The following is a 26,800-nucleotide window of genomic DNA, read 5'->3' on the forward strand; positions in this document are numbered from 1 at the left end:
AGTTTTCACATGATGTTGGCAGATCCAAGCAAAAAATACCGTCGCATGTATCAACGTGTTGACTTACCAGACCGTCAATGGCCAAATAACGAAATCAATAAAGCGCCTATCTGGATGAGTACCGACCTACGTGACGGTAACCAAGCGATCTTTGAGCCAATGAACATTGAACAAAAGTTCAAAATGTTCCAAATGCTTGTGAAAATTGGTTTCAAACATATTGAAATTGGCTTCCCTTCTGCATCTCAAATTGACTTCGATTTCACACGTAAATTGATTGAAGAAGGTCATATTCCAGATGACGTTTATATTGAAGTTTTAGTTCAAGCACGTGATCATTTAATTCAACGTACTTTTGAATCTTTGCAGGGTGCTAAACGTGCCATTGTACATATTTACAACTCAAACTCTCCAACATTCCGTAATAAAGTATTGAATGTTGATATTGCTGGTGCAAAAAAATTAGCAATTAATGCAGCAACAACTGTTAAAGAATATGCTGCAAAACAACCTGAAACTGAGTTTATTTTCCAGTACAGCCCAGAATGCTTTACTGCAACAGAATTAGAAGTTGCTAAAGATGTTTGTGATGCTGTCACTGAAATTTGGGAAGCATCGCCAACAAACAAAGTTATTTTAAACTTACCAGCTACGGTTGAAGTGTCTACACCAAACGTATATGCAGACCAAGTTGAATGGATGCACCGTAACTTAGAACGTCGTGATGGTGTGATTATTTCAGTTCACTGTCATAACGACCGTGGCTGTGGTATTGCAGCATCTGAACTTGCAATTATGGCTGGTGCAGACCGAGTCGAAGGCTGTGTATTTGGTAATGGCGAACGTACAGGTAACGTTGACGTTGCTGCAATTGCATTAAACATGTACACCCAAGGTGTTGCGCCAGAATTAGATTTCTCGAACATTAACGAAATTATTGCAACTGTTGAAGAATGCACAGGCTTGCCTGTTCACCCTCGCCATCCATATGCGGGTGACTTGGTATTTACAGCGTTCTCTGGCTCACATCAAGATGCAATTAAAAAAGGTTTCGAGTTCCAAAAGAACGAAGAAATTTGGGATATGCCATACTTACCAATCGACCCTAAAGATTTAGGTCGTGATTATGATGCTGTAATTCGTGTGAATTCTCAGTCTGGTAAAGGTGGTATTGCTTACTTGTTAGAATCACAATACAACGTGACATTACCACGCCGAATTCAAATTGAATTCTCACAAGTAGTTCAACAAGTTGCAGATGATGAAGGCGTTGAAGTTTCTGCTGCAAAAATTTGGGATTTATTCCAAAAAACTTACGTTGCTGCAAAAGATACGCACTATTCAACTAAAAACTACAAATTATCAGATGAAAATGGCAATCAAGTTATTGAGCTAGACATTGAAGTAAATGGTCAAGTACAACACTTACGCGGTGAAGGTAATGGTCCAATTTCTGCAATTTTAGATGCATTACAACTTCCAATTGACGTTTTAAGCTATGAAGAACGCAGCATTAGCTCTGGTGCTCATGCAAAAGCATTGGCTTTAATTGAACTTCAAGTGAAAGGTACAGGAAAATCTGCCTTTGGTGCGGGTATTCATGACAACATTGTGACCTCATCAATTGAAGCAATTATTGCATGTACCAACCGTTTAATTGATCAAGGTGTTCTTAGCACAGATCAAGTGATTGCGGCAGCAGTTTAAGCTATAAAACTGTTTTGAAAAGGATACCCCAAGTGGTATCCTTTTCTTTATTGATCCCAAAGATTTAAGGCGAATTATTCCTGTGTCTTTTCCAGCTGACTCAGTGGGTTTAGTTACCCCGCAAAAGTTCCTTTTCGAAGAGCCATTAGAGCTCGAATGTGATCGAATTCTTCCACGTTTTGAACTTATGGTTGAAACTTACGGCGAACTTAATGCCGATAAGTCAAATGCCATTCTCATCTGCCATGCCTTATCGGGGCATCATCATGCTGCGGGTTATCATCATGAAGATGATAAAAAGCCAGGTTGGTGGGATGCTTGTATTGGGCCTGGAAAAGCAATTGATACTTCAAAGTTCTTTGTCGTTGCGCTCAACAACATTGGCGGATGTAGCGGCTCTACAGGGCCAACATCACCAAACCCTGAAAATGAAAATCGTCCTTACGGCCCAGACTTTCCTCTTGTGACAGTACGTGATTGGGTAAAAACTCAAGCACTTCTATCTGACCGTTTAGGTATTGATGTTTGGTATGCTGTAGTTGGCGGTTCTTTAGGTGGTATGCAAGCACTACAGTGGTCGGTTGATTATCCTGATCGCTTACTAAAATGCGTAATTATTGCCAGCGCACCAAAATTATCTGCACAAAATATCGCATTTAACGAAGTAGCACGCCAGTCTATTTTATCTGATCCAGATTTTTATGATGGTCGCTATTTAGAAAATGATAGCTATCCTAAACGTGGTCTAATTTTGGCACGTATGGTTGGTCATATTACCTACTTGTCTGAAGAAGCCATGAAGCAAAAATTTGGTCGTGACTTAAAGTCTGGCAAATTTATGTATGGTTTCGATGTCGAATTCCAAGTTGAAAGTTATTTACGCTATCAAGGCGAACAATTCAGCCGTAACTTTGACGCCAATACTTATTTAATTATGACCAAAGCTTTGGACTATTTTGACCCTGCACGTGAATATGAACTTTCACTTAAAAAAGCAATGGCAAATACCAAATGTAAATTCTTAGTTATTTCATTTACGACAGATTGGCGTTTTACCCCTGCTCGTTCGCAAGAAATTGTAGATGCATTAATTAGCAACTTTAAACCAGTGAGCTATTTAGATATTGATGCAGAACAAGGGCACGATTCTTTCTTATTCCCTATTCCGTTGTATGTAAAATCTTTACGTGCATTCTTAGGTGGTGAAGAACACCTCCAATCAACTAAGGAGGCTGTGTAATGCGTATCGATCATCAACTTGCTGAAAAGTGGATTAAGCCAGATTCTAGCGTTCTAGATTTAGGTTGTGGCGATGGTGAACTGCTTGCTCATATGAGTAAAAAGCACAACATTCGTGCATATGGACTAGAAATTGATCAAGAAAAGATTGCAATTGCAGTCAGTAGAGGGTTAAATATTGTTCAGCAGGACTTAAATTTAGGTTTAAGTCGTTTTGCCAACCAGTCTTTTGACTATGTTGTCATGGCACAAGCTTTGCAAGCTGTAGACGCACCAGACGTATTATTACGAGATATGGTGCGTGTGGGGAAACAAGCCATTATCACATTCCCTAATTTTGCACATTGGAAGACGCGTTCTTTCCTTGCGCTAAAAGGAATGATGCCTGTTTCAGATGCGTTACCCTATATGTGGTACAACACACCTAATATTCATTTATGTACTTTCCGAGACTTTGAAGCACTTTGTGCAGAAAACAATATTCGGATTATTAATAGACTTGCCGTCAATGAACACCAAGAAGACAGCTTGTTAAGCAAGCGTTTTCCTAATTTGTTTGGTGAAGTCGCTATTTATCGAGTGAGCGCTCTATGAAAAAACTATTATTAAGCACGACGCTTCTTGTTGGACTTTATAGCATACAAGCCCATGCAGATTATGTTGCTCCAAAGCCAACAATTTCGAGTCAAGCTGCACAATATTCAATTATGGATATTAACAGCTTGAGTAAAGCCGCAAAATCTGGACAAGCTGGGGCACAATTTTACCTTGCAACTAAATATCAACAAGGTAAAGACGTAAAACAAAGTGATGCTCAAGCATTTGCTTGGTACAAAGCTGCTGCTGACCAAGGTCTATCACCTGCACAATTAAATGTAGGTCGTATGCTTGCAGATGGTATTGGCACACGCAAAGACGAAGCTTTAGCACGTAAATACTTTGAAAAAGCAGCAAGCCATGGTGATAACCGTGCAAGCTTTAATTTAGCAATGATGGAAGAGCAAAAGAAAAATTACGTAGGTGCATACCAGTGGTATGAACTTTCTACACGTGATGGCATGCTCGACAACAAAGTTATTACGCTTTCAGAAGGTAAAAAAACAGCTTTGGCTGCCAACCTAACACAAGATCAAATTCGTGCTGCGCGTGACCGTGCAGACAAATGGATTCAAGCACAATAAGCTTCCATTTCATGTGAAAAAGCACCGTAAGGTGCTTTTTTTATTACAAAAATTAAACTTACAGACTTTTCAAAAATTATTATTAATAGCGGCTTATATATTCAATAAATCTTAATTATTTTACTTTGGATAAAAAATGAAAAAATATTTAATTGCTCTCCTTGCTGTAACCCTTTTAGTAATAACTGGTTGTGGCTCAAAAGCTTCATGGAAAAAGAATGGTGTATCTCGTTATGATATGCAAAACACCTTAGCAAAATGCCGATACGATGTGGGACTTGCAAAAGTAAGTGCTCGCGATAAAAAAGTGATGGAAAAAAATTGTATGATTTCCCAAGGCTATCGCTTTAGAAAATAAAAACACCGCAAGGTGTTTTTTTATTGGCATAAGAAGCACTCAAATTTGTTAAAATAGAAAATATTATTTACATTCCAGAGCGAAATAGAATGTCTTCTCAAGATTGGTTATCTCAAGGAACTCTCGTACTTGCGAGCAATAACAAAGGAAAAATCGCTGAGTTTGAAAAACTATTTGCAGAATTAAACCTGCCTGTAGAAGTTGTTGCACAAGGTAAACTTAATATTGAAGATGCGATTGAAGACGGTTTAAGCTTTGTAGAAAATGCGATTATTAAAGCTCGTCATGCATCTAAAATTTCAGGCAAACCTGCTATTGCAGATGATTCAGGCATTTGCGTACCAGTTTTAGGCGGAGCACCTGGTATTTATTCTGCACGCTACGCAGGTGAGCATGGCGACGATGCTGCAAACAATACGAAACTTCTTTCAGACTTAAAACCATTACGTAAAGATGGTGAAGCAATTGAAGCGATGTTTGTGTGCGTATTGGCACTTGTTCAACATGCAGATGATCCATTACCACAAATTTTCCAAGGTATTTGGAAAGGTGAAGTTTTAGAACAAGCGCGTGGTGAAAATGGCTTTGGTTACGACCCTTTATTTTGGCTACCTGAATTAAATATTTCGAGTGCTGAAATGAGCAAAGAAGATAAAAATAAAATTAGCCATCGTGGTCAGGCAATGAAATTATTCAAGCAAAGTATTGCTCAATAATTTTTAGATGCGTAGATATTTAAAAGCCCTTTTCCAAGGGCTTTTTTATTTATCGATTTATACAAAATGCAAAATAGAACCGTAAATAAATACCAATATACAGCTCACAATTGTGCCTGCCGCAATATATCTTGCAGACTCACCAGTTCCTAAATAATGTGTTTCTAAAGCCACAATATTTGCTGCTGGCGGTAAACAAAAAATTAAAAACATCACGCCAATATATTGATTAATATTTGGAATTGGAATGAATAAATAAGTTAATCCGCATAGTACTAAGCCAACTATAATTTTCATTGCAAAGACATTCATACTACGAAAAATATCATCCCATTGAACTTGTGTACTGCGCAACCACATGCCTAAAACACACATTCCAGTAAAGCTCATTCCAACTTTTGCAAAGCTATATAACACATCTAAAATTTGATGATTCTGTAAATTTTGCACACCAATCATTCGGCAAATAAGTGCAATAAACAAAGCAAAAACAGGTGGAGAAAATACAACTTTTTTAATAATAGATGATAATTCTTGTTGCTCTTTATTTAGTGCAGTTACCGCCCAAATATTGCCAAAAACTGATCCCCCCACATATAAAGCCACCATTGGTGCACTAATTTCAGGACCGAAAATAGCAAGTGCAAATGGAAACCCTAACCAAGCTAAATTGACATAGCTCACGCATAAGGCACGTAATTTATCTTTAAAAATATGCCTAAAAAAATAGAACATAAAAATGGCAACAGTAAAACTAAAAAACATCAGGCTCAAACTTCCAGCCTGATAAAAAACCATATTATAAATAATGACAAATGGAATAAAACATCGTGCGAGTAAACTTGAAAAAAGTGTTTTAAGCTGCGTAGAAAATGAAGCTGAAGCTAGTCCTAGCCCACATATAAAAGCAAAAAGTGGTAGAAGCAAAGCCATCTTACATTCCAAAAACATTCAGGTGATACATGCTAGCACCTTTTAAAATTTGCTTTAAAAGAACACACAATATTATTCAAATAATTAATATTACTTTTCTAATGGAATATTTAAGTTTGTAATATACCCTTTAGGCTCATGTTGCTGTTTTTCCTGCCAAAGCCATTTATCTTTATTCATTCTTAAAAAATTTGAACACCGTGTTCCATAAGTTCGACTTTGTATAAATGTTGAGGATAATAATTTTTCCATTTCTTGGCTTATGCCTGTTTTAGGCAATAATGACGTAGATATTTTACGTTCATCTTCCAGAATATCCCAAACAGCAAATTCTAAATCTTGTTCAGACATATTTTCTTGCTGAAGCATTGGTAAAAACTCTTGCGTGAAGCGCTTCCTTAAATGTCGTGTTTTTTCCCAATGTTCGGTCATTAAACCATTGGAAAGAACATATACACCTTTAGGCAAAACTTGCGGTGCTTCGCCTCTATTACTCATATAAACAGCTTGTTCTGCATGACCAATAAATAAATTAAATCCTGCATAATCACACTGATTTTTCTCAAGTTTTTGAGCAAAACGAATAGGTGTTAAATCCGATTCTAAAAATTGTTGGATGATATGTCCGCGTGATGTTGGATATTTTTTTTGATCTGTTGCATCTCTAAAATTGGTAATTACCGCCCAACGTCCTGATGCGGTCACCCCCATCCATGTACCGCCGGATTGTAAATCTTGCCCTGCAAAAATAGGGCTTTTATGCCAAGAGAATAACTTTTCAGATGGTCGGTTATAAAACTCATCTCTGTTCGAAATTATACATACAGGTGTATTTTCTAGGACATGCCAAGCAAGGGCAACAATGCACATATTTCACACTCAAATTCTTTACACATTGAATGTACAACATTTTTCATATTATTCAGCTAAAATCTAGACAAAACATAATGACAAGGAGCAGCAATGCTGACCTATCCAAATATTGACCCAATTGCGGTAGCGCTCGGGCCTCTACAAGTTCATTGGTATGGACTCATGTATTTAATGGCATTTTTATTTGCTTGGGGACTTGCAACATACCGTGCAAAACAACGTGGTTGGACACCTGATATGGTTTCAGACCTCATTTTTTATGGGGCTTTAGGTGTAGTTGTTGGCGGTCGCTTTGGCTATGTCTTCTTTTATGGTTTCGAGCAATTCTTACAAAATCCACTTTGGTTATTCCAAGTATGGACAGGTGGAATGAGCTTCCACGGCGGCTTTTTAGGTGTAATGGTCGCAATGTTATTCTGGTGTAAAAAATACAGTATGACATGGTTCCAAACTTTAGATTTTATTGCACCATGTGTTCCAACAGGCTTGATGTTTGGTCGTTTTGGTAACTTCATTGGTGGCGAATTATATGGTCGTCCTGTGACAGACCCTAACTTTGCTTTAGGTATGATTTTCCCAACAGATCCATTACAGCTTGTTCGACATCCATCACAACTATATCAAGCAATGTGTGAAGGTCTGATTCTGTTTATTGTTTTATGGTGGTTTAGTAGTAAACCGCGTCCACGCTTTGCTGTGTCAGCTCTATTCTTAATTGGCTATGGTATTGCACGTTTTGTGGTTGAATTCTTCCGTGAACCAGACAATGGTCAGCTATTTATTGGTTGGATGAGCAAAGGACAATTCCTAACTGTACCTATGATTCTTATTGGTTTATGGATGCTTTGGTATGCTTACCAAAAGAAAATATACGACTGGGGTCCATTAAAAAATTCATAAAATATGCGAGGCAAATGCCTCGCTTTTTTTTACCTTATTTATGCTAAAGTGCTTTTTATTCATTTATTAACGTCAATATTTATATGCTTGAATTTTGGTTTAACCCTCAAATATCTGTACTAAAAAAACTATTTTTATTTATTAGCATTGCAATAGTAACGGGTGTTTTATATTGGATGGCACCGCTTTCTTTAGATGCAGTACTCATGTTTTTAGGTACTGGGGTAATTTACCTCATTTGTCGTTATTGCAAAATACACTTTGCTGCGAAAAAACCAACAGGCATGCTTTATCGTATTCTTACATGGATTCCTATTGCACTGGTTCTTGCCCTTATTTTTAAGAATATGCAAAACGGAGAATTACTATTATCAGGTGCTCAAGGTCTTGGTTTTATGGCTTTATCAATTTGCTTATTTTCACCTTTGTCACTTCTGAATCAAACATCTACAGAAAATAAAGAATCATCATAATGCTCGATTTTTGGTACTCAGAACAATGCACTCGTGAAATCAAACTTGTCTCGTGTATTGTGACATGTGTAATGATTTACTACTTTTCAACCATTGCACCTCTTGAGGCTTTATATGTTTGTTTTGCGCTTGCTATAGGCGTACTTTTTCACGTGCTACGTCTTTTGGATATAAAATTAAATCAGCAAAATAAATATGCCGAAGGCTTTAAAGTTATTTTTTTTACTATTCGAATTCTTGCAGTGATATTTTTAGTGCAAGCGCTGCCTGAAACCAATAAATTAAGCCTAACAGCACAAAGCCTAGGTTTTATCTGCCTAGGCTTCTTTCTTGTGACAATTTATGAAAATAGAGCTAAACGCTTTAATTCATAATGAAGAGATTAATTGGGTAAACGATAATATTCGTAAGTCACTTTTTTATCTTTATAAACATCATAAGTACGTTGTTTAAAATCGGATACCCAATCTGAACCCGAATAACCCGCAATATGACCGTATGAATGTTTAGATGTTGCTTTAATAATATAAATATCGCCTTTTTGAGGACGATCAAACTGCGGCATAATTTTAGTGAAACCTAACTTTTGAAGCGTATTTCCCCAGTCAGATGCTGCAACAGGATGTTGTTGAATTTTTGCACCAGAACTTTGCAAAGCAACTCGAATACTTCTTGCACACTTTTGCGTACTTGTTGTTCGAGTGATTTTTGCTAAAAGCTGACTAAATTTACTCACATCAATTTGAGTGAAATTACGTGGTTTCTCTGCTGCTTTTTGCGCAGCCTTAGACTTCTGTAAATAGGCTTCATAGTCGGCATTTCTATTTGCATATGCACTATCTACACCTAAGTTGTATTGTACTGCAGGAGCATTCCCTTCCTGTTGACTAATATAACCTACATCCCCAGCCATAATACTATCTAAACCCTAAATTCCAATAAATATACAATTAAATCAATGAAATAAAACTATATTTCAAAATCTTCGAGCCACAATACTAACCCGATTTACTCATTCTTTTAAGCAAATAAATGTAACTTTATATCATTTGATGAAATATAAAGGTGACTGAAATAATAATCCATATAAATTTCATGGGATTGTAAGCATCATCACTAAATATATTAATTAAACTTCAGCCAAATAAGGTTGTAACAATTTATTTAATAGAATTTAGGTTAAATCTAATTTTTCAATCATCTTTATAAAAATATCCTTGTTTACAAAATTATTGAGAATGATTATTATTTATTTAGACAAAATTCTCAATGTTGGAGTATTCTCATGGCTCATATTCAAAAATTTGTAAATCGTAATCAACGAACTTTAAAGAAAACGGTAAGTTACTATTTCATGCACATTTCAATTGCTATGTTAGTGGCTTACTTTGTAACTGGTAATATTTGGATGGCACTTACACTTAGTTTATTGGAACCAACCATTCAAGCTGTTGCATTCTTTTTCCACGAAAAAGTTTGGGATAAAAAACCACCTAAAGAAGCAGCTGTCTGATTTAAATTATTACGAATACTCCAACAAAAAAAAGATCACAATTAAGTGATCTTTTTTTATTTTCGAACACGATACATTCCAAATTCGCTTTTCATATAAATTTATTTTATAATTAAAGCATAATTAAATAACTTGAAATTTTTTATGAATCTTGCCGCATTTGAAGCCTTTGTTAAGGTTATGGAAACTGGCTCTATCTCCCTAGCTGCCGACCATTTATTTATTACTCAGCCAGCAGTAACAAAACGTATTCATAGTTTAGAAGATTACTTTGGCGTGAAATTATTTGAATCTGCCGGTCGTGGTGTTCAAGCAACACATGCTGCACATTCACTTTTGCCCAAAGTAAAAGGTTGGCTCAATGAGTTGGGTGATATTCACCATACACTGAGCCATGAGCAAGATCAGGTTCAAGGTAAACTCAAAATAGGTACAAGCCATCACTTAGGTTTGCATCATCTGCCTCATCATTTAAAAGAGTATGTTCAGCAATTTCCAAATGTAAAACTAGATGTGCATTTTGTAGATTCTGAACAAGCGCATGAGCAAGTTTTAGCAGGTGATTTAGAGTTAGCCTTTTTAACACTCCCTCCTGAAGGTGATGATCGTCTTTCTTACGTCACTATCTGGAATGATCCTTTAGTTTTTGTTGCTGCACCTTTTCATCCATTAGCAGATAAGCAAAATTTGCAATTGGAAGATTTAATTCAATATCCAAGTTTATTACCTGCGGCACAAACTTATACAAGCCAAATCACTTTGGCCGAGTTTGAAAAGCAAGGTTTAAAACCTAAAATTACGATGAGCAATAATCCACTTGAATCTATTCGCATGTTGGTTTCAATTGGTTTAGGCTGGTCTGTTTTACCTAAAACACTAGTAAGTGATGATTTAAAACAACTTGATATTAAGCTTGAAATGAATCGTCAACTTGGTATGGTTTGGCATCCTGGACGTACGCAATCTAAAGCTGTAAAAGAATTAATTAAAATGATGAAATAAAAAAAGCCACCTTTACGGTGGCTTTTTTAAATCTATTTTTAACTTGAATCATTCAATAGTTAGATACTTAAATAAATCAAAATAACAAAAAGAATGAGTAAGCTCCATGCCGCAATTGGGCTTGTTCCGCCCTTTTCCACCAACACTTCATTAAAATTAGACGGATGATTTTCTGTAATTGTTTTAATGCGCTTTTCCACAAAATGTTTATAAAGCGTATTGGCACCTAAGCCCATAGTCACCGACAAAGCAATGGAAATAGCGCGATCGATAGATTCTGGCAATTCAAAAATGCTCGTCACCATACCTGATGCAAAAACAAAGGCGATGTATATCGCTCCATACGTATACATTTTTCGATAGAACAACCAAATGGGACCTAAAATAAATGCGGCAATATGAAACCCTGCCATCTGTTTTTTAGGCGTAATTCGTTCAAATTTTTCTTTGTAATATTTCTCGTATTTTTCACCAATAAATTTTGCTTTTTTATCATCATCACTTAAAAAATGATTAAGAGATGATTCAAAAGGTGATGGGATATTCTTCTCATCAAATGACATGTTTTTTCCTTTTTATTTGAGTCAAATATAAAAGTTTTGTACGGTTTACTTTGATTTAATGAGTGAATCTTCATGTAGAGATTCATTTAATTGATCAACAACGAGCGCCCATGAACCATCCGATTTAATTTTTTCAGCTAAAAACTGACGCTGACTTTCAGTCCAATAATCGGCTTCTGTAATTTTTGTTTGAGCATTCAATTGATGCGTCACAATAAATAATGCAATTGCATCTTCACTTGAGTCTAAGCCTAATTGTTCAAACAAATTCGTCATTCTTGGTTGTACTGTCATGGTCTTATCCTGCAATTATTTGAATTATTAAACTAAACATAACATTTCCATTTCAAAATTAAATCATCTTTTTGTACCAATTTTTTAGGCATAAAAAAGCAGCACATTTATGCTGCTTATATATTTGAAACTTATTTTAAATTGACCAGTCCTGAATATTCCAACCTTGCTCAGTCGCTAAAACTTCTAAGCGGTCATCAGGATTTACAGCAATTGAATGGTCTGCATATTCAAGTAAAAAACGATCATTAATAGAGTCTGAATATGCCCAAGATTCTGTAACTTCACGCCCCTCTAGCCATTGGTCTAAACGAGCTAATTTTCCTTTTTGGTAACACGGAATATTAATGACTTTTCCTGTGTATTTTCCATCAACCACTTCAGCATTGGTCGCAATAATTTCGGTAATACCAAATTCTCTGAAAATAGGTGCAGTAATGAAATCTGAAGTTGCAGTAATACCAACAAGTTCATGTCCTGCATCTTTATGGCGTTGAATTGCCTTAAAGCCTTCAGGACGCATTTGTGGTCGAATCACTTTTTGCATAAACAATTGATGCAATTCAGTTAAGTATTCATTGTCGTGCTGAGTTAAAAACTCAAATACAAATTCATTATATGCAATTGGGTCTAACTGTCCTGCTTTATAATCTTCATAGAACTTATTATTCATTTCACGATGACGAATAGGGTCTACTAAGCCCTCATTGACAAGAAATTCACCCCAAGAATGGTCTGAATCTGTATTAAGTAAGGTGTGATCTAGATCAAATAGCGCCAATTTCATGAAAATACTCGTAAAAACTGAAATTTAAGAAAAAATTTGTAAATCTATCTCCGCTAGTCGATAGAAATTCGTTAAGATCATAGCAATTTTAACATTTTTAAACTTTGCTTTTTTTGAGTTGGATGAAAGAAATAAAAATCCCCAAAGGCAAAGGCATAAATTAAACATTATTTAGGTAGCCAAATGATCGACTCAGAAGGTTTCCGACCCAATGTCGGGATCATTTTGGCAAATGAGTTTGGACAAGTTTTATGGGCAAAACGCATTGGACACAATGCTTGGCAATTTCCACAAGGAGGAATCCAACTTGGAGAATCTCCGGAACAGGCACTTTATCGTGAGCTGAGAGAAGAAGTTGGCTTACTGCCCGAACACGTCGAAATTTTAGCGCAAACTTCAGATTGGTTGCGTTATCGTTTGCCAAATCGATTTATTCGTACAGACTCAGACCCTGTATGTATTGGTCAAAAACAAAAGTGGTTTTTACTGAAACTCACCGCTTCGGCAAAGTATATTCAGTTAAATTTATCGGATCCACCCGAGTTTGATCAGTGGCAATGGGTAAGTTATTGGTATCCATTGGGTCAAGTTGTTAATTTTAAACGCGATGTTTATCGCAAGGCAATGGTGGAATTGTGCGAGCAACTTCCGCATAAAAAACCTTAAAAAGTCACATATTTATGCAGATTTTTTAGCCGAGTATTGTTATAAATAGACTGAAACTAGAATTCTAAATGGAGCGGGCTCAATGTCGAATATGCAACTGGATACCCTAAGACGTATTGTCCAAGAGATCAATGCGTCAACCAGCTTGCATGAATCTTTAGACATTATGGTCAATCAGGTGGCAGAAGCCATGCATGTTGACGTCTGCTCCATTTATTTGCTCGACGAACGTAATCAACGTTACTTGCTTATGGCTTCAAAGGGTTTAAATCCTGAATCTGTGGGTCATGTGTCGTTGCATACAGGTGAAGGTCTTGTTGGTTTGGTTGGGCAGCGTGAGGAAATTGTCAATTTAGACAATGCGCCTAAACATGAACGCTTCCTTTTCGTACCTGAAACAGGCGAAGAAATTTACAACTCATTCCTTGGCGTACCGGTCATGTACCGTCGAAAAGTAATGGGGGTTTTAGTTGTTCAGAATAAAGAATCTCACGATTTTAGCGAAGCTGCCGAATCCTTCCTTGTAACTTTGTGCGCACAACTTTCAGGGGTTATTGCACATACACATGCGGTCGGTACGATTGACGTTTTCCGCAAACCAAGCAATTTACCTGCATATAAGACATTTCAAGGCGTTTCAGGTTCTGGCGGTATTGCTCTTGGTCGCGCTGTTGTTTTATATCCTCCAGCAGATTTAGCAGCAGTTCCTGACCGTGAAGCAGAAGATATTAGTGAAGAACTTGAATTGCTCGATCAGGCTTTAGAGTCTGTTCGTAACGAAATTCAATCTCTTGATGACAAAATGCAAGATGCCTTGATGGCAGAAGAACGTGCTTTATTTAGCGTATTCTTGCGCATGCTCGATGAAAACGCATTACCTGCTGAAATTAAAGAAATCATTCGAGATGGTAATTGGGCACAAGGCGCTGTACGTATTGTTATTGAAAACCATATTGCGCTCTTTGCACAAATGGAAGATGACTACTTACGTGAACGTGTTTCAGACCTTAAAGATTTAGGTCGACGTATTCTTGCCTATTTACAAGAAGCAGATTCAAGCCATCGTGAATTAACCGATGAAAGTATTTTAATTGGCGAAGAAATTTCTACCGCTGCATTGGTTGAACTTCCTGTAGATAAAATTGCTGCCATTGTGACCACTGAAGGCGCAATGAATTCACATATGGTTATTGTCGCGCGTGCGCTTGGTATTCCAACTGTTGTTGGTGTTACTGAATTACCAATTAATGCACTCGATGATGTTGAAATGATTGTTGATGCACATCAAGGACGTGTATTTACCAATCCACCAAGACGTTTAAGAACTCGCTATAAAGAAATTCAAAAAGAAGAAGAATTAATCGCCAAAGATTTAAAACAATACGAAACCAAAGATGCGATTACTCCAGATGGAGTTGCAGTTAAATTATTTGTAAATACAGGCTTAATGATTGATGTTGTACGTGGCGTACAGCGTGGTGCGAAAGGCGTTGGTTTATATCGCTCTGAAATTCCATTCATGCTCCGTGACCGCTTCCCAGGTGAAGAAGAACAACGTGCAATCTATCGTCAACAATTAAGTCACTTTGCCAACAAACCTGTTGTTATGCGTACCCTAGATATTGGTGCAGATAAAGACTTACCTTACTTTTCTATTGAAGAAGAAAACTCAGCTTTAGGATGGCGCGGAATTCGCTTCACGCTCGATCATCCTGAAATTTTCTCTTCACAAATTCGTGCCATGCTTAAAGCAAGTATTGGGCTAAATAACTTACATATTTTACTTCCAATGATTACAAGCGTAAGTGAAGTAGAAGAAGCTTTATATTTATTAGACCGAGACTGGCTTGCAGTTCAAGAAGAAGAGCAAGTAAAAATTAATAAGCCAAAAATTGGCATTATGGTTGAAGTGCCAAGCGTACTTTTACAAATTGAAGAATTTGCAGAACTTGTAGATTTCTTCTCTGTAGGCTCAAATGACTTAACACAATATTTACTTGCAGTTGACCGAAATAACCCACGTGTAGCCAATGTATATTCGAACTACCACCCTGCCGTTTTGCGTGCATTAACTCGCTTAGTTAAAGAATGTCATACCTACGAAAAACCAATTAGCTTATGTGGCGAAATGGCGGGGGATCCTTTATCTGCAACCTTACTTATGGCAATGGGCTTTAATACGCTTTCTATGAGTTCGAGTAATATTTTGCGTGTACGTAAAGCAATTTGCCATATTCCAATGACAGATGCGCAAGAATTATTAGCGCGTGCTTTGAAAATGGATAATCCGTTAATTGTGAAAAGTATGATGGAATATTATTTTAAAACGCATGGTTTAGAAGATATGGTAAAACCATCTACACGAATTGTGAGTGCTTAATTTTTTAAATTATTGAAAAGTTAAAGAAACAAAAAGGGAGATAATCATTTGAGTATCTCCCTTTTTTGTGTTTTGAATAACCACGTTTGGCATCTTTTTTCCGATCTACAAAAGTTTGACTCTTGTTAAAATCATTCATGTGTTTTGCCACAAAGTTATGAACTACAACTTCTGGCATTTGTTTTTTCTTTGCCATTTGAACACCTTTTTAATTGAAACATCATCAGGATGTTGTGCATATAATGCGCTCTAATTTAAAAAATTCAAGTCCAATTCAACACTTGGTAAATTAAAATGTTTATGGCTGTTTAAGTTAATTCTCGTGTTAATCACTATTTTTAAATCACTATGGTGTTTATACACATGAAAATCACCCTAACTATAAATAAAATATTAGAAATTATATTTAATTACAGTTATTTATTTTTATCGAACTTTCCACTCAAGCACACCAGTTTATCCAATTTGTAAAAAAGGTAGTTTCACTTTAAATTATAGTAAATTCAATATTTATGAGTACTTTAGATCGTGTATGATAAAAATTGAACAAATATAATTGAGAATCATTTTATTTAAAATTTTAATCTAAATAAAATATTCTCGTGCCATAATTGGCTTTACAAAACATATAAACTTCATCTATTTAAAGCATGATATTTATATTAAAAGTCTTAACTGTTTCCACAGACTATTTAAGAATTAACGGAGAAGCGCAATGAGCCAAGATCCAAAAAAATGTCCTGTATCCCACCTTACAACAGCTTTTGGTGCGCCAGTAGTAGATAACCAAGACAGTTTAACGGCAGGTGCTCGCGGACCGCTTTTAGCACAAGACTTATGGTTAAATGAAAAACTCGCTAACTTTGTACGCGAAGTTGTGCCTGAGCGTCGTATGCACGCAAAAGGTTCAGGTGCTTTCGGTACTTTTACCGTAACTAAAGATATTACAAAATATACGCGTGCAAAAATTTTCAGTGAAGTTGGTAAAAAAACTGAAATGTTCGCACGTTTTACAACCGTTGCGGGTGAACGTGGTGCAGCTGATGCTGAACGCGATATCCGTGGTTTTGCTTTAAAATTCTATACAGAAGAAGGCAACTGGGACATGGTGGGTAATAACACACCTGTGTTCTTCCTACGTGATCCACGTAAATTCCCAGATTTAAACAAAGCAGTTAAACGCGATCCAAAAACAAACTTACGTAGTGCTACATACAACTGGGATTTCTGGACACTTCTTCCTGAAGCGTTCCACCAAGTAACAATTGTTATGTCGGATCGTGGTATTCCTGCAAGCTACCGTCATATGCACGGTTTTGGTAGCCACACATACAGCTTCATTAATGCAAATAATGAACGTTTCTGGGTTAAATTCCACTTCAGAACTCAGCAAGGTATTAAAAACCTAACAAATGCTGAAGCTGAAGCGATCATTGGTAAAGATCGTGAAAGTCATCAAAAAGATTTATTCGATGCAATCGAAAAAGGCGACTTCCCGAAATGGACAATGTACGTTCAAATTATGCCTGAGCTTGATGCAGAGAAAGTTCCATATCACCCATTTGACTTAACTAAGGTTTGGCCACATGCTGACTATCCTCTTATTGAAGTTGGTGAGTTTGAATTAAACAAAAACTCTGAAAACTTCTATTTAGATGTTGAACAATCTGCATTTGCGCCAAGCAACCTTGTTCCAGGTATTGGTGTTTCACCTGACCGTATGTTGCAAGCTCGTTTATTTAACTATGCCGATGCACAGCGCTATCGTTTAGGCGTGAACTATCAACAAATTCCTGTAAACGCAGCACGTTGCCCTGTTCACTCAAACCATCGTGATGGTCAAGGTCGTGTAGATGCTAATTATGGCGGTTTACCACACTACGAACCAAACAGCTTTGGTCAGTGGCAACAACAACCTGAATATAAAGAGCCACCGCTTAAAATTTCAGGTGATGCAGATCATTGGGATTATCGTCAAGATGATAACGATTATTTCAGCCAGCCACGTGCATTGTTCAACTTAATGACAGATGAACAAAAGCAAACTTTGTTTAGTAACACAGCAGATGGTATGGGTGATGCTTTAGACTTCATCAAATACCGTCATATTCGCAACTGTTATGCATGTGACCCTGCATACGGCGAAGGTGTTGCAAAAGCACTAGGTATGACTGTTGCAGATGCTCAAGCAGCTCGTGATTCTGATCCTGGTCGTAACAACCCTGGTTTCCTTTAATTTCTAAATATTAGAAATTGAAAATAAAAAAACCACCTTTCGAGGTGGTTTTTTACAGTTACTATTTTGGTTAGACAATAATTTTCTTGCCTTCACGAATACAATAAAAAGGATTCACCAATTTAGATGAGTTCCGCATTGCCTTATGCAAATCTTCTTCTGGCTGATCTCGGCTTTCATCCGTTAGTTGGAACGTACGGTAATGAATTGCAAGAGAGCATTTCGCATGTAAGTCCTTATGCGCTTGAAAAGCATCTTCAGGGTTCATGTGCATATAACGTAAAATATGACGTGGCTCATAAGCCCCAATAGGTAAAAGTGCAATTCTTGGCGCACCTAATTTTTGCTTAATGTCTTTAAAATGTGAGGCATAACCTGTATCACCAGCAAAATAACAATGATCTTTACCATTAGAAATAGAAAAGCCACCCCACAATGCACAATCTTGATCTCTAAAACCACGCCCTGAACCATGTTGAGCTGGTGTATACGTAATTTTTAAACCATGAAATTCTATAGATTCCCACCAATCTAACTCAGTTACATGGAACTCATCAGGCAAGTAAAAAGAGTTTCCAAGCCCTGTATAAATCATCATGCCAAATTTATTGTGCAACCATTGTAAAGTTGCAATATCCATATGGTCATAATGATTATGGCTTAATAAAACACCATCAATATGCGGCAAATCTTCTAAGCGAATGCCCGCAGGACAAACACGACGAGGTCCCATTCCCTGCTTCGGACTTGCATAATCTGCCCAAACAGGATCTGTTAAAAAGTTATAAGGACCAATTTTTATAAGTGCTGTTGCATGTCCTATAAACCAAACATTCCAATCATCTAAACTGGCATGAGGTCTTTGTTCTGGAGCAACTTGCACAGAACCATTTCTATCTTCATATTCTTTTTGAATATCAACATCCCACGTATAAGATTTACGTGTAAGAAGCCATTTGTACAAATCCGATTTTGATGTTTTTTCTACTAAACTAACCGTATTAAAAAACTGCTTACCATTGAAATGTTCTGACTGTAAGTATTCAAATTTAGGTTGCACCCACAAGTGAGAAAGACAACTTTGAGTCGCCAACTGAGTATGATGATGTTCTGTTACGCTTGAGTCATGAGAAGATTTATACAAGGTTTAAGCGCCTCCACTTATTTTTTACAAGTCATGTTATTTCTTTGTTAGAGGTGTTTCTTTTATAGACAACATCATACCTATAACCTACAGACAAGTTCCTGTAGGTTTTTGTTTCTTTTTTAGTGATTTAGATAAACAAAAGCATATTAAATAGTCGTGCTTTAGACATAAAAATTAGCCCGAAAAATACTGTACTTTCCACTCTTTCCAGAAGTATAAAACAATACCAAACATCACAATGGCAACCCCTACAAATGTATAAGTACTAATGTGCTCATGATTTAAAGTTGCCCCTAAAACTAAGGCAATAATAGGTGTCATTACGTTACTTAAAGATACAGTTGATGCCGCTAAGCGTTTGATTAGCCAAAAATAACAGAGCATTGCCACAATAGATGACAAAATCATTGTGAATAAAAAACCAAACATTGCTTGTGAACTTGGTAATGCAGTTGGAAAGCTTTGCCAAATAAATGGAATTAAGAACAATGAACCTACAGCCGAAACCAATAAAGATCCTGTTGCTTGTGACATAGGTTTAAGTGGTGCATTAATTTGCTTCACCCAAAAAATTGAGCTGATATAAGACACCATGCTAATGAGCATAAGCACTACGCCAATTGGGTTCACTTTTGAATCTGCTGAATCTGCAAAGACAAAAACTAAACCTGAAACAGCAACGACCATTCCAAACCATTGCAAAGCAACAAGCTTATGCGTTTTTAAAATGACATGACCAATTAAGCCTGCAATTAAGGGCGAAAAACCAAAAAGTAATGCCATTAATCCAGATGTTAAATAATTTGCAGCTAAGTAAATAAAAAGCTGAGCACCAATTAAATTTAAACTTCCTGCCACATAACTTTTTAAAGAGATTTTATCGAAAGGTAAAGGATTGCGTATTACTGCAAGAATAGCCAATGCAATAATACAAGCACCAAAATAGCGAATAATAAGCACCCACATTGGATGGTATTCGGCAATACTCCAAACAATTGCAAGCGGTGTTGTTGCCCAAATTAGAACAAGCAAAGCATAAATACTTGCTGTAACAACTAAGGATGATGAGTTTGAATTCATAAATAGCTCAATTAAATTTTACATGAAAGAATTGAACCAACTTATTGTTCAAATCCATGATCAAACAGGCATAAAAAAGCAGACCGAAGTTACCCAAGGTCTGCTTTCGTATAAACAAATATTACTTCACTAGCTTACGAAGATCTTGGCTAATATCTAAATATTTATCCGCTTCAAATGCAGCTTGCTTGCTAATCAACTTTTTCAAGTGACGCATTTCTTTTGCAGCATTTACAGTGATACCACCTACAATTACACCATCAGTCACACCAAATAAAACAAATGATGATTCTTGACGTAATTCTGGATTAATCTCACCGCGAACAAGCCATTCAGCAGCAGCCATATCACCAACAAATTGATAGTTGATGTTAAGTTGATCTGTCCAGAACCATGCAGGATTCTCTACAGGATGCTCAACATTCATTACATGGCGTGCAAAAACACCTGCTTGAATATTTGCATTTTCCCAAGTTTCAACACGACGGAATTCACCATCTGCGCGAAGTTGAGTTGCAACATCGCCTGCCGCATAAATATCAGCATTTGAAGTTTGGCAGTTTTCATTGATTTTAATTGCAAAATCAACATCTAGACCAGCTTCAACTGCAAGCTGTGCATTTGGCACAATACCAATACCGTAAACTACAGCATCAGCACGAAGTTCTTCACCGCCCTCAAGCGTAATAACAACTTCTTCACCATCCAATTTGCAATCTGCGATTTTCGTTTCTAAACGAACATCAACACCTGCTAAACGCTGTTGAGCCAATAAGAATTCGCTTAACACACGTGGAGATGAACGACCCATTACCATAGGACCTTGTTCAATTACTGTCACATTACATTCTTTGTAACGCGCAGATGAAGCAAGCTCTAAACCAATTACGCCACCACCAATTAATACAATGCGACGACCAGCTTGAAGCACAGGTACTAAAGCTTGAGAATCTTCTAAATTACGAAGCGTATAAACGTGTTTACCCAAAGCATCGAAGTTTGGTAAACGACGTGCTGCACCGCCTGTTGCAAGCAACAATTTATCGAATGCAACGCTATCGCCATTTTGAAGATCAATTGTTTTTGCTTCGCTGTTGATTTTCACAACACCGTTACCACGAATAACTTCTACGCCTAAATCTGCTAATTTCTGTTCAGACAAAATTTCAATTTTTGTCTCAGCAGGATTTAAAATTACATCTTTAGACAAAGGCGGACGTTCATAAGGAAGATGAGTTTCATCACCAACCAAAATGATTTTGCCTTCGTATTTGTTAGCTCGAAGTTCTAAAATTGCACTTGCACCTGCTTGACCAGCACCTACAATTACAACAGTTTCGATGTTGCTCATGCTTTCAACCTTAAATTATTTCAATTCTGCAGATACGATACCGAAGCCCGCAATCCACTCACTAATATCTTCGTAACAATGAGTCGTCATTTCGTACTCACCCACTTCGTGTAATGCAGCAAATGCAGCCATCCAAGAACGAACTTCTTGACCACCACGACCACCATCACGACGAATTTCAGCTTCTGTCATTGCTTCCATTGTTGCGAAATCTGCATTCTTGAAAGTTTCAAGAAGATTACGATCCCATTCCGGATTAAGCGGCACTGCAACTGAAGTATCACCTGCTGCAAGCTTTTGCCCTACAGCAATAATTTTACCTTGACGCGCATTACGTGCTTCTTCTGTTGGATTACGACCAGCAATTAGGAATTCTTCCACTTCAGGAGGAACTGAACCCATTTGCGGTGTAGGTGGATCATGAGAAAGACCACCTGTACCTAATACAAGTACACGTTCGTTTTCAAGATTTAATGATTTAATAAACTGACCAACAGCACGACCTAAAGCAACTGTACGCTTTGTTGTAGGCATTGGTGCAGCAGCGCCATTAATGAAAACAGGAATCGTTGGGTAACGATCTAATCGACCATTACATAAGAAATGTAGTGGCTGAGTTACACCATGGTCGGCTTGCATACGGTATGAATACGAAACATCCACACCTTCATCAAGTACACGACGCACTAAATTTAATGCTGTGTCTTCTGGTACATTGATGTGATCGTTATCTTTACCATAGTCCCAATCGCCTGCAGCTTTCGCACGGATACCCACACAAAAGCTTGGCATTAGGTCATAGAAGAAACCATTAAAATGGTCTGGACCAAAAGTAATGATCAGTGTTGGATCGTATGCTTCTACTTCTTTTGCAAGCTTTGTAAATGCTTCACGTACAGCTACCTCTTTATGCTTTTCTTGAGGAGCAGCAAATTCCATAAGAGGGCTATGTGATGCACAAATAAGTTTAACGGCCATGAGAGACTCCTAAACGGAAGGCAGCCAAAAGGCTGCCGAATAAATCCTGTTTGCTTTGAGCAAGATTACTCGTCAAAGAAACCAGCACGTGGTTGACGTAAACCACGAATACCTAGACCGCATTCCGCGTTAATAACAACGCCAGTCAAAGCACGGTTGTTTTGACGAGAAGCCAAAAGCACGTAAGAACCTGTCATATCTTCAGGTTCAGGTAAAAAGCCAAGTGGCATACCGCGACCAATTTTTTCAGGATCACGCGCATCAAGTAAACCAAGTTTCTCTTGACCTAATGATGCAGCACCCTTGATATTCACATTCATACCTGAAGGAGCAACAGCGTTCACTCGTACTTTAGGCGCAAGCTCATACGCTAATTCTTTCATCACACCCAACGCAGCATGCTTAGATGCTGTATATACAGGGCCTCCGCCTGCTGTATAAAGCGCTGAATTAGACAAAGTAAATATGATAGAACCTTCAGAAGCGATCAATGCATCTAATGCAGCCTTAGCACCAAGAATAAGAGACTTGGTGTTAATACCCATAATTTCATTAAATGCTTTATCGAGCATTTCGCCTGAGGTATTCACGATATCTGCGTAATGATCCCAGATACCTGCGTTACCAACGAAACAATCGAGCTTACCGAAGTGTTCTACAGTCGCATTTACAGCGCGGACGTTGTCCTCATAGTTGGTTACATCACCAGCGATTGCAAGCACGCGGTCACCAAAATGTGCTTTCAATGCATCAACTTTATCTTGTGAACGCTGAAGAACAGCAACTTGTGCACCTTCTTCTAAAAAACGTTCAACAAGTGCCCAGCCTAAGCCTGAACCACCACCTGTGATTAGTGCAACTTCGCCTTGTAGCCAACCCATGATTACTCTCCTGCCATCTCTACAAACAATTGACCATCTTCAACAATTACTGGGAATGTTTTGATTGGATCAGTTGCAGGTAAACAAAGTGCTTCACCTGTTTTTAAACAAAAACGTGCAGCGTGAAGTGGACATTCCACAGTACCATCGTCTTCTAAATAACCTTCAGACATAGATGCATTACCGTGTGAACAACGGTCGTTCATTGCAAAGAACTCACCACCGTTATTAAATACTGCAAGCGCTTCGATACCGTTTACGCCACAATCCACTTTTAATGCTTCGCCTTCGTCTAATTCATCAACTTGGCATACAAAAATCTTATTCATTAGAAGAACACACTCAGGTTATGTGAGCTGTAAGTAACTTGGTCAAGCATGATCTTACGGTTAAAGATTTGGAAGCCTAAGCCACCTTCAACCTTGCGAATCTTGTCATGACGTTTACCACAGTAAATCACGACGTCTTTCTCTTTTTGTGTACGGTATAGGAGATAAGTTACGTACACATCGTATTCGCCTTCTACTTCAGTTGCTTCTACGATCACGTTGCTCACCATGTGAGTTGTACGTGATGGAGGCTCTTCAGCCCAAGCCATACCTGTTTCAAGACGTGCAACACGACGTTCTAAAAGATCTTTCGAATCGTTGAACACCCAAGTTGTAGGTGGTTCAACCGAACGACGACGGTCACGGGTTTGTGCGTTTGGTGTCGTACGTAGCGTGTAAGAAATATCTTCAGCTAACGTATCTAACCAGTCGCGGAATTTCCAATCATCAAGAAGCTTGGCTTCTTGATAAAGGAACTGACTAATTTGGTGATGAAGTTCTAAACTGATTTGACTCATTTCATAAGCTCCTTCTCATATTCGTCAGCCGCAGCTTCAACGTCTTCCCATTTTTCATGAATTAATAAGTCTGCCCAACGGCGGTACATACCACGTGCTGCAGTTTCAGAGAAAATGTAGTTGGTAATACCAGGAATACCATCTTCACGAATTTTCTCGTTACCCATACCCATTTCCATAATGAGTTTGTTCTTACGTGCTTTATAACCACGTAAAACTTTTTGGATTTCGATCCAGTTTTCAGAGTCATCTTGCTCTAAGAAACCAGCAGGACCGAATGCACGAGTTGCAGAACGTTCAAATGCTTCTTTCACTTCTTGAGATGCTTCAGCATCAGCAATACAGAATGCCCACACTTCAGTTTTGTTTGGACCACGTGGGTGCCATACGCGAAGTGTTGCAGTACCGTTTAACCAAGAAAGTGTTGGGAACATGGTGTTGTGACCTGCTAAACGCAATGCACGAGTTTCACCTAAACGCTCTTTAACTTCTTCGTATGTTTCACGGAAGTAGTTTGCAACTTCACCATCAACCCAAACGTTAGCATCTGGTTTTTCAGTGAAGAAGAAGCCTGAACCGTGACCGCGTGAACCGTATTGGATTGCGTCTTTCGCAGTTTCCCATACAGGACGAGCAGTTTGCGCAGCACCTAATTTCTTAGAAGATTCATCATCAGGTTTAGCACCTAATACTTGAATTGCAGACGCATGCGAGAACAAAGCATGATATTGGTCAGATGCGAACTGTTCAGCTGCAAATTTCCAGTTACATTCGATTTCCCACTTATGAACACCACCGATGATCTCAGTACCACCTGGACGACGATCTACAACGCCATCTAAGTACCAAGCGATATCACCCATGTATTCTTCTAGATCTGGAGTAGTTTCATCCCAGCATCCGAAAATTAAACCTTTGTAAGATTTAACACGGTTAACTTCAACTAAGCCCCATTTCTCTTTGCATGCACCTTGAGGGTAAGCACGGTCTTCAAGCGGGATATCTTTTAATGAACCATCAACACCATATGACCAACCATGGTATGGGCAAGTGAACGCACGTGTGTTACCACAGTCTGCGAAACTTACACGCATAGAACGGTGACGGCATTGGTTTAAAAATGCTTTGATTGAGCCATCTTTTTGACGTGCCACGATGATTGGATCTTCACCCATATAGGTATTGAAGAAATCACCAGCCTTAGGAATTTGGCTCTCATGGCAAAGGAATAACCAAGTACGACCAAATACACGTTCAAGCTCTAGCTCGTAAATGTCTGGATCTGTATAAATAGATGGCGTGATACGTCCATTTTGTGCATCGACTAAAGCATCGATTTCGCGCACATCAATTTTTTCACTCATGAAAATCTCCTGTGACCAGTTCAATGGCACAAAGTCATAGACTCAAACTTTTCAACGATGATGGATTTTCGGAGTGCTTTCGTGAAATATTTTTTTTGTTTCAATTAATATATTTTAAAGCTTAATAATTGGGATTTTATTAATATCTATTATATTTAATAAATAATTCACTATTTTTCCATTTTTTATCTAAATACCTATATAAGCTTCACCCTCAGATCATTTCTAGATTATACTTAAAAGTCAGTTGTAAGACTTTTTTTAGATTAATCTTAAGGGGTGGTTATATGGAATTGCGTCATCTTCGATACTTCATTACCGTTGCAGAAGAACTTAACTTCAGCAAAGCCGCTTTAAAGCTATACACTGCTCAACCATCATTAAGCCAACAAATTAAAGATTTAGAAGAAGATGTTGGGGTACGACTTTTAAACCGTACCAAACGTAAAGTTGAACTTACTGATGAAGGTGCTGTGTTTTTAGAGCAAGCTCGCCTTACCCTTGCACAAGCAGATAAAGCCGTTGCAATGGCACGCCAAGTTTCTCAAGCAAAACAACAAATGCTTCGTATTGGCTTTGTTCCTGTTGCTGAAATGAAGATTTTCCCTTACGTCTTACCTAACTTACGCGTACAGAATTCAGATTTAAAAATTGAATTACTTAGCCTTAACAACAATGAACAAATGAAGGCTTTAAAGAAAGGTGACATAGATATCGCCTTTACACGTCACAACTTTACAAGCGAGGAAATCGAAAGTACTTTTGTTTTACGTGAGCCACTCATGTTTATTTTACCTAAAGATCATCCTTTAGCTAAATACGACCGAATTCCCGTGAAAGCCTTGAATGGTATAGATTTTATTATTCCATCAAGCGAACAATCATATACGCTACATCACACCATTCTAAATTTTGCTAAAGAACATGGCATTGAATTTAATATTGTTCAAACAGCAGATAACATCTTATTTAACATCAACTCAATTGGTATGGGCTTAGGCTGTACAATTTTACCCGCATACATTACCCCACTAAGCATGGATCACTCTGTAGTGCGTCCACTGAATGTTGAGCTTCCACAAATCGATTTGTATGTCAGCCACCGCAAAGACAACACATCGAATGCGGTAAAACGCTTTATGGAGCTTTTGACTCGTGTTTTTTATCTAGATTTTGATCGAAAATAATTATCAAAATAGAAAATCTAATCTACTTTACAAGGCTTCATTATTTCACCAGAAAATAGTGAAGCCTTTTTATTTGCCTTTTGTGTAAAGCTTCCTCATATTCTTAGACTTTTGTATAAGGCTTTTTTAAGTAAAATTTATAAA

At 37.6% G+C, this 26,800-nt stretch carries 30 protein-coding genes; 15 read left to right on the forward strand and 15 right to left on the reverse strand.

Going from position 1 to position 26,800, the window contains the following annotated elements; all coding sequences use genetic code 11:
- Positions 1 to 9 precede the first annotated feature (9 nt).
- The 6 genes from leuA (at position 10) to rdgB (ending at position 5,201) form a co-directional block, all read left to right on the forward strand.
- Positions 10 to 1,707, forward strand: coding sequence for a 2-isopropylmalate synthase (leuA, locus tag SKM54_RS07220; protein WP_311918192.1), 1,698 nt, complete (start codon positions 10 to 12; stop codon positions 1,705 to 1,707).
- 82 nt (positions 1,708 to 1,789) lie between these two features.
- The gene (metX, locus tag SKM54_RS07225; RefSeq protein ID WP_321094995.1) at positions 1,790 to 2,947 is read left to right on the forward strand and encodes a homoserine O-succinyltransferase MetX; all 1,158 of its coding nucleotides are present in this window, start codon (positions 1,790 to 1,792) and stop codon (positions 2,945 to 2,947) included.
- Positions 2,947 to 3,540 carry a methionine biosynthesis protein MetW gene (metW, locus tag SKM54_RS07230; protein WP_321094996.1) on the forward strand — a complete coding sequence of 198 codons (594 nt, stop codon included), beginning with the start codon at positions 2,947 to 2,949 and terminating at the stop codon, positions 3,538 to 3,540. The genes metX and metW overlap by 1 nt, the downstream gene beginning before the upstream one ends.
- Positions 3,537 to 4,127: a tetratricopeptide repeat protein gene (locus SKM54_RS07235; protein WP_321087695.1), complete on the forward strand. Its 591-nt coding sequence runs from the start codon at positions 3,537 to 3,539 to the stop codon at positions 4,125 to 4,127. Before metW ends, SKM54_RS07235 begins: the two co-directional genes overlap by 4 nt.
- Positions 4,128 to 4,263: 136 nt before the next feature.
- Positions 4,264 to 4,485, forward strand: a complete 222-nt coding sequence (locus SKM54_RS07240; RefSeq protein ID WP_311918189.1) for a hypothetical protein — start codon at positions 4,264 to 4,266, stop codon at positions 4,483 to 4,485.
- An 89-nt stretch (positions 4,486 to 4,574) separates the two neighbouring features.
- Positions 4,575 to 5,201, forward strand: a complete 627-nt coding sequence (gene rdgB / locus SKM54_RS07245) for an RdgB/HAM1 family non-canonical purine NTP pyrophosphatase (RefSeq protein WP_311918188.1) — start codon at positions 4,575 to 4,577, stop codon at positions 5,199 to 5,201.
- 57 nt (positions 5,202 to 5,258) lie between these two features.
- On the opposite strand, the gene SKM54_RS07250 is transcribed toward rdgB, so the two are convergent.
- Positions 5,259 to 6,134, reverse strand: coding sequence for an AEC family transporter (locus SKM54_RS07250; protein ID WP_321094997.1), 876 nt, complete (start codon positions 6,132 to 6,134; stop codon positions 5,259 to 5,261).
- 90 nt (positions 6,135 to 6,224) lie between these two features.
- Positions 6,225 to 7,004: an NRDE family protein gene (locus tag SKM54_RS07255; RefSeq protein WP_321089358.1), complete on the reverse strand. Its 780-nt coding sequence runs from the start codon at positions 7,002 to 7,004 to the stop codon at positions 6,225 to 6,227.
- A gap of 93 nt (positions 7,005 to 7,097) precedes the next feature.
- Here SKM54_RS07255 and lgt point away from each other — a divergent pair, with 93 nt between their 5' ends.
- The 3 genes from lgt (at position 7,098) to SKM54_RS07270 (ending at position 8,754) form a co-directional block, all read left to right on the forward strand.
- Positions 7,098 to 7,907, forward strand: coding sequence for a prolipoprotein diacylglyceryl transferase (lgt, locus tag SKM54_RS07260; protein ID WP_154771768.1), 810 nt, complete (start codon positions 7,098 to 7,100; stop codon positions 7,905 to 7,907).
- 83 nt (positions 7,908 to 7,990) lie between these two features.
- Entirely contained in the window at positions 7,991 to 8,380 is a 390-nt protein-coding gene (locus SKM54_RS07265) for a hypothetical protein (protein WP_321094999.1), read from the forward strand.
- Positions 8,380 to 8,754, forward strand: coding sequence for a hypothetical protein (locus tag SKM54_RS07270; RefSeq protein WP_321087699.1), 375 nt, complete (start codon positions 8,380 to 8,382; stop codon positions 8,752 to 8,754). Before SKM54_RS07265 ends, SKM54_RS07270 begins: the two co-directional genes overlap by 1 nt.
- Before the next feature lie 8 nt (positions 8,755 to 8,762).
- Here the strand turns inward: SKM54_RS07270 and SKM54_RS07275 are convergent, their stop codons facing one another.
- Positions 8,763 to 9,293, reverse strand: coding sequence for a CHAP domain-containing protein (locus tag SKM54_RS07275; RefSeq protein WP_311918184.1), 531 nt, complete (start codon positions 9,291 to 9,293; stop codon positions 8,763 to 8,765).
- 372 nt (positions 9,294 to 9,665) lie between these two features.
- On the opposite strand from SKM54_RS07275, the gene SKM54_RS07280 reads away from it, so the two are divergent.
- Both SKM54_RS07280 and SKM54_RS07285 read left to right on the forward strand, forming a co-directional pair.
- A complete protein-coding gene (locus SKM54_RS07280; protein WP_311918183.1) occupies positions 9,666 to 9,893 on the forward strand; it encodes a DUF2061 domain-containing protein in 228 nt (75 codons plus the stop codon).
- Between the two features lie 144 nt (positions 9,894 to 10,037).
- Complete coding sequence (locus SKM54_RS07285) at positions 10,038 to 10,895, forward strand: LysR family transcriptional regulator (RefSeq protein ID WP_154771773.1); 858 nt, start codon at positions 10,038 to 10,040, stop codon at positions 10,893 to 10,895.
- Positions 10,896 to 10,954: 59 nt separating this feature from the next.
- Here the strand turns inward: SKM54_RS07285 and SKM54_RS07290 are convergent, their stop codons facing one another.
- From SKM54_RS07290 to SKM54_RS07300, 3 genes are all read right to left on the reverse strand, one after another.
- Positions 10,955 to 11,458: a DUF2628 domain-containing protein gene (locus SKM54_RS07290; RefSeq protein ID WP_321087701.1), complete on the reverse strand. Its 504-nt coding sequence runs from the start codon at positions 11,456 to 11,458 to the stop codon at positions 10,955 to 10,957.
- 45 nt (positions 11,459 to 11,503) lie between these two features.
- Entirely contained in the window at positions 11,504 to 11,752 is a 249-nt protein-coding gene (locus SKM54_RS07295; protein ID WP_216071071.1) for a DUF2789 family protein, read from the reverse strand.
- A 136-nt stretch (positions 11,753 to 11,888) separates the two neighbouring features.
- Entirely contained in the window at positions 11,889 to 12,539 is a 651-nt protein-coding gene (locus SKM54_RS07300; protein ID WP_321087702.1) for an HAD family hydrolase, read from the reverse strand.
- Between the two features lie 183 nt (positions 12,540 to 12,722).
- Between SKM54_RS07300 and SKM54_RS07305 the strand changes: the two genes are divergently transcribed.
- Together SKM54_RS07305 and ptsP are read left to right on the forward strand one after the other, a co-directional pair.
- Positions 12,723 to 13,205, forward strand: a complete 483-nt coding sequence (locus SKM54_RS07305) for an RNA pyrophosphohydrolase (protein ID WP_154771776.1) — start codon at positions 12,723 to 12,725, stop codon at positions 13,203 to 13,205.
- 82 nt (positions 13,206 to 13,287) lie between these two features.
- Complete coding sequence (gene ptsP, locus SKM54_RS07310; RefSeq protein ID WP_321095000.1) at positions 13,288 to 15,585, forward strand: phosphoenolpyruvate--protein phosphotransferase; 2,298 nt, start codon at positions 13,288 to 13,290, stop codon at positions 15,583 to 15,585.
- 4 nt (positions 15,586 to 15,589) lie between these two features.
- On the opposite strand, the gene SKM54_RS07315 is transcribed toward ptsP, so the two are convergent.
- Positions 15,590 to 15,781, reverse strand: coding sequence for a DUF7230 family protein (locus SKM54_RS07315; protein WP_321095001.1), 192 nt, complete (start codon positions 15,779 to 15,781; stop codon positions 15,590 to 15,592).
- 519 nt (positions 15,782 to 16,300) lie between these two features.
- Between SKM54_RS07315 and SKM54_RS07320 the strand changes: the two genes are divergently transcribed.
- The gene (locus SKM54_RS07320) at positions 16,301 to 17,821 is read left to right on the forward strand and encodes a catalase (RefSeq protein ID WP_248101958.1); all 1,521 of its coding nucleotides are present in this window, start codon (positions 16,301 to 16,303) and stop codon (positions 17,819 to 17,821) included.
- Between the two features lie 70 nt (positions 17,822 to 17,891).
- On the opposite strand, the gene SKM54_RS07325 is transcribed toward SKM54_RS07320, so the two are convergent.
- The 8 genes from SKM54_RS07325 to hcaE form a co-directional block, all read right to left on the reverse strand.
- Entirely contained in the window at positions 17,892 to 18,965 is a 1,074-nt protein-coding gene (locus tag SKM54_RS07325) for an MBL fold metallo-hydrolase (protein WP_248101955.1), read from the reverse strand.
- 177 nt (positions 18,966 to 19,142) lie between these two features.
- On the reverse strand, positions 19,143 to 20,048 hold the full coding sequence (locus tag SKM54_RS07330) for a DMT family transporter (RefSeq protein ID WP_154771781.1): 906 nt from the start codon (positions 20,046 to 20,048) through the stop codon (positions 19,143 to 19,145).
- Between the two features lie 121 nt (positions 20,049 to 20,169).
- The gene (gene hcaD, locus SKM54_RS07335; RefSeq protein WP_321095002.1) at positions 20,170 to 21,399 is read right to left on the reverse strand and encodes a 3-phenylpropionate/cinnamic acid dioxygenase ferredoxin--NAD(+) reductase subunit; all 1,230 of its coding nucleotides are present in this window, start codon (positions 21,397 to 21,399) and stop codon (positions 20,170 to 20,172) included.
- A gap of 15 nt (positions 21,400 to 21,414) precedes the next feature.
- Complete coding sequence (locus SKM54_RS07340) at positions 21,415 to 22,377, reverse strand: 3-carboxyethylcatechol 2,3-dioxygenase (protein WP_321095004.1); 963 nt, start codon at positions 22,375 to 22,377, stop codon at positions 21,415 to 21,417.
- A 65-nt stretch (positions 22,378 to 22,442) separates the two neighbouring features.
- Positions 22,443 to 23,258 (reverse strand): 3-phenylpropionate-dihydrodiol/cinnamic acid-dihydrodiol dehydrogenase, encoded by an 816-nt coding sequence (gene hcaB / locus SKM54_RS07345; protein WP_154771784.1) that lies wholly within the window; start codon positions 23,256 to 23,258, stop codon positions 22,443 to 22,445.
- Positions 23,259 to 23,260: 2 nt separating this feature from the next.
- A complete protein-coding gene (hcaC, locus tag SKM54_RS07350) occupies positions 23,261 to 23,587 on the reverse strand; it encodes a 3-phenylpropionate/cinnamic acid dioxygenase ferredoxin subunit (protein WP_154771785.1) in 327 nt (108 codons plus the stop codon).
- Positions 23,587 to 24,105, reverse strand: a complete 519-nt coding sequence (gene hcaF, locus SKM54_RS07355) for a 3-phenylpropionate/cinnamic acid dioxygenase subunit beta (RefSeq protein ID WP_154771786.1) — start codon at positions 24,103 to 24,105, stop codon at positions 23,587 to 23,589. Before hcaF ends, hcaC begins: the two co-directional genes overlap by 1 nt.
- Entirely contained in the window at positions 24,102 to 25,469 is a 1,368-nt protein-coding gene (gene hcaE / locus SKM54_RS07360; protein WP_154771787.1) for a 3-phenylpropionate/cinnamic acid dioxygenase subunit alpha, read from the reverse strand. Before hcaE ends, hcaF begins: the two co-directional genes overlap by 4 nt.
- Before the next feature lie 287 nt (positions 25,470 to 25,756).
- Here hcaE and hcaR point away from each other — a divergent pair, with 287 nt between their 5' ends.
- Entirely contained in the window at positions 25,757 to 26,656 is a 900-nt protein-coding gene (hcaR, locus tag SKM54_RS07365; RefSeq protein WP_321087707.1) for a DNA-binding transcriptional regulator HcaR, read from the forward strand.
- Positions 26,657 to 26,800 lie beyond the last annotated feature (144 nt).

This window comes from Acinetobacter faecalis (genome assembly GCF_034187745.1).
In the GTDB taxonomy this organism is placed as follows: domain Bacteria; phylum Pseudomonadota; class Gammaproteobacteria; order Pseudomonadales; family Moraxellaceae; genus Acinetobacter; species Acinetobacter faecalis.

Bases quoted from the DNA above. Each gene is read 5' to 3' on its own strand.
- leuA (WP_311918192.1), top strand. From the start codon at position 10: ATGATGTTGGCAGATCCAAGCAAAAAATACCGTCGCATGTATCAACGT.
- metW (WP_321094996.1), top strand. From the start codon at position 2,947: ATGCGTATCGATCATCAACTTGCTGAAAAGTGGATTAAGCCAGATTCT.
- SKM54_RS07235 (WP_321087695.1), top strand. From the start codon at position 3,537: ATGAAAAAACTATTATTAAGCACGACGCTTCTTGTTGGACTTTATAGC.
- SKM54_RS07240 (WP_311918189.1), top strand. From the start codon at position 4,264: ATGAAAAAATATTTAATTGCTCTCCTTGCTGTAACCCTTTTAGTAATA.
- rdgB (WP_311918188.1), top strand. From the start codon at position 4,575: ATGTCTTCTCAAGATTGGTTATCTCAAGGAACTCTCGTACTTGCGAGC.
- SKM54_RS07250 (WP_321094997.1), bottom strand. From the start codon at position 6,134: ATGGCTTTGCTTCTACCACTTTTTGCTTTTATATGTGGGCTAGGACTA.
- SKM54_RS07255 (WP_321089358.1), bottom strand. From the start codon at position 7,004: ATGTGCATTGTTGCCCTTGCTTGGCATGTCCTAGAAAATACACCTGTA.
- lgt (WP_154771768.1), top strand. From the start codon at position 7,098: ATGCTGACCTATCCAAATATTGACCCAATTGCGGTAGCGCTCGGGCCT.
- SKM54_RS07265 (WP_321094999.1), top strand. From the start codon at position 7,991: ATGCTTGAATTTTGGTTTAACCCTCAAATATCTGTACTAAAAAAACTA.
- SKM54_RS07270 (WP_321087699.1), top strand. From the start codon at position 8,380: ATGCTCGATTTTTGGTACTCAGAACAATGCACTCGTGAAATCAAACTT.
- SKM54_RS07275 (WP_311918184.1), bottom strand. From the start codon at position 9,293: ATGGCTGGGGATGTAGGTTATATTAGTCAACAGGAAGGGAATGCTCCT.
- SKM54_RS07280 (WP_311918183.1), top strand. From the start codon at position 9,666: ATGGCTCATATTCAAAAATTTGTAAATCGTAATCAACGAACTTTAAAG.
- SKM54_RS07285 (WP_154771773.1), top strand. From the start codon at position 10,038: ATGAATCTTGCCGCATTTGAAGCCTTTGTTAAGGTTATGGAAACTGGC.
- SKM54_RS07290 (WP_321087701.1), bottom strand. From the start codon at position 11,458: ATGTCATTTGATGAGAAGAATATCCCATCACCTTTTGAATCATCTCTT.
- SKM54_RS07295 (WP_216071071.1), bottom strand. From the start codon at position 11,752: ATGACAGTACAACCAAGAATGACGAATTTGTTTGAACAATTAGGCTTA.
- SKM54_RS07300 (WP_321087702.1), bottom strand. From the start codon at position 12,539: ATGAAATTGGCGCTATTTGATCTAGATCACACCTTACTTAATACAGAT.
- SKM54_RS07305 (WP_154771776.1), top strand. From the start codon at position 12,723: ATGATCGACTCAGAAGGTTTCCGACCCAATGTCGGGATCATTTTGGCA.
- ptsP (WP_321095000.1), top strand. From the start codon at position 13,288: ATGTCGAATATGCAACTGGATACCCTAAGACGTATTGTCCAAGAGATC.
- SKM54_RS07315 (WP_321095001.1), bottom strand. From the start codon at position 15,781: ATGGCAAAGAAAAAACAAATGCCAGAAGTTGTAGTTCATAACTTTGTG.
- SKM54_RS07320 (WP_248101958.1), top strand. From the start codon at position 16,301: ATGAGCCAAGATCCAAAAAAATGTCCTGTATCCCACCTTACAACAGCT.
- SKM54_RS07330 (WP_154771781.1), bottom strand. From the start codon at position 20,048: ATGAATTCAAACTCATCATCCTTAGTTGTTACAGCAAGTATTTATGCT.
- hcaD (WP_321095002.1), bottom strand. From the start codon at position 21,399: ATGAGCAACATCGAAACTGTTGTAATTGTAGGTGCTGGTCAAGCAGGT.
- SKM54_RS07340 (WP_321095004.1), bottom strand. From the start codon at position 22,377: ATGGCCGTTAAACTTATTTGTGCATCACATAGCCCTCTTATGGAATTT.
- hcaB (WP_154771784.1), bottom strand. From the start codon at position 23,258: ATGGGTTGGCTACAAGGCGAAGTTGCACTAATCACAGGTGGTGGTTCA.
- hcaC (WP_154771785.1), bottom strand. From the start codon at position 23,587: ATGAATAAGATTTTTGTATGCCAAGTTGATGAATTAGACGAAGGCGAA.
- hcaF (WP_154771786.1), bottom strand. From the start codon at position 24,105: ATGAGTCAAATCAGTTTAGAACTTCATCACCAAATTAGTCAGTTCCTT.
- hcaE (WP_154771787.1), bottom strand. From the start codon at position 25,469: ATGAGTGAAAAAATTGATGTGCGCGAAATCGATGCTTTAGTCGATGCA.
- hcaR (WP_321087707.1), top strand. From the start codon at position 25,757: ATGGAATTGCGTCATCTTCGATACTTCATTACCGTTGCAGAAGAACTT.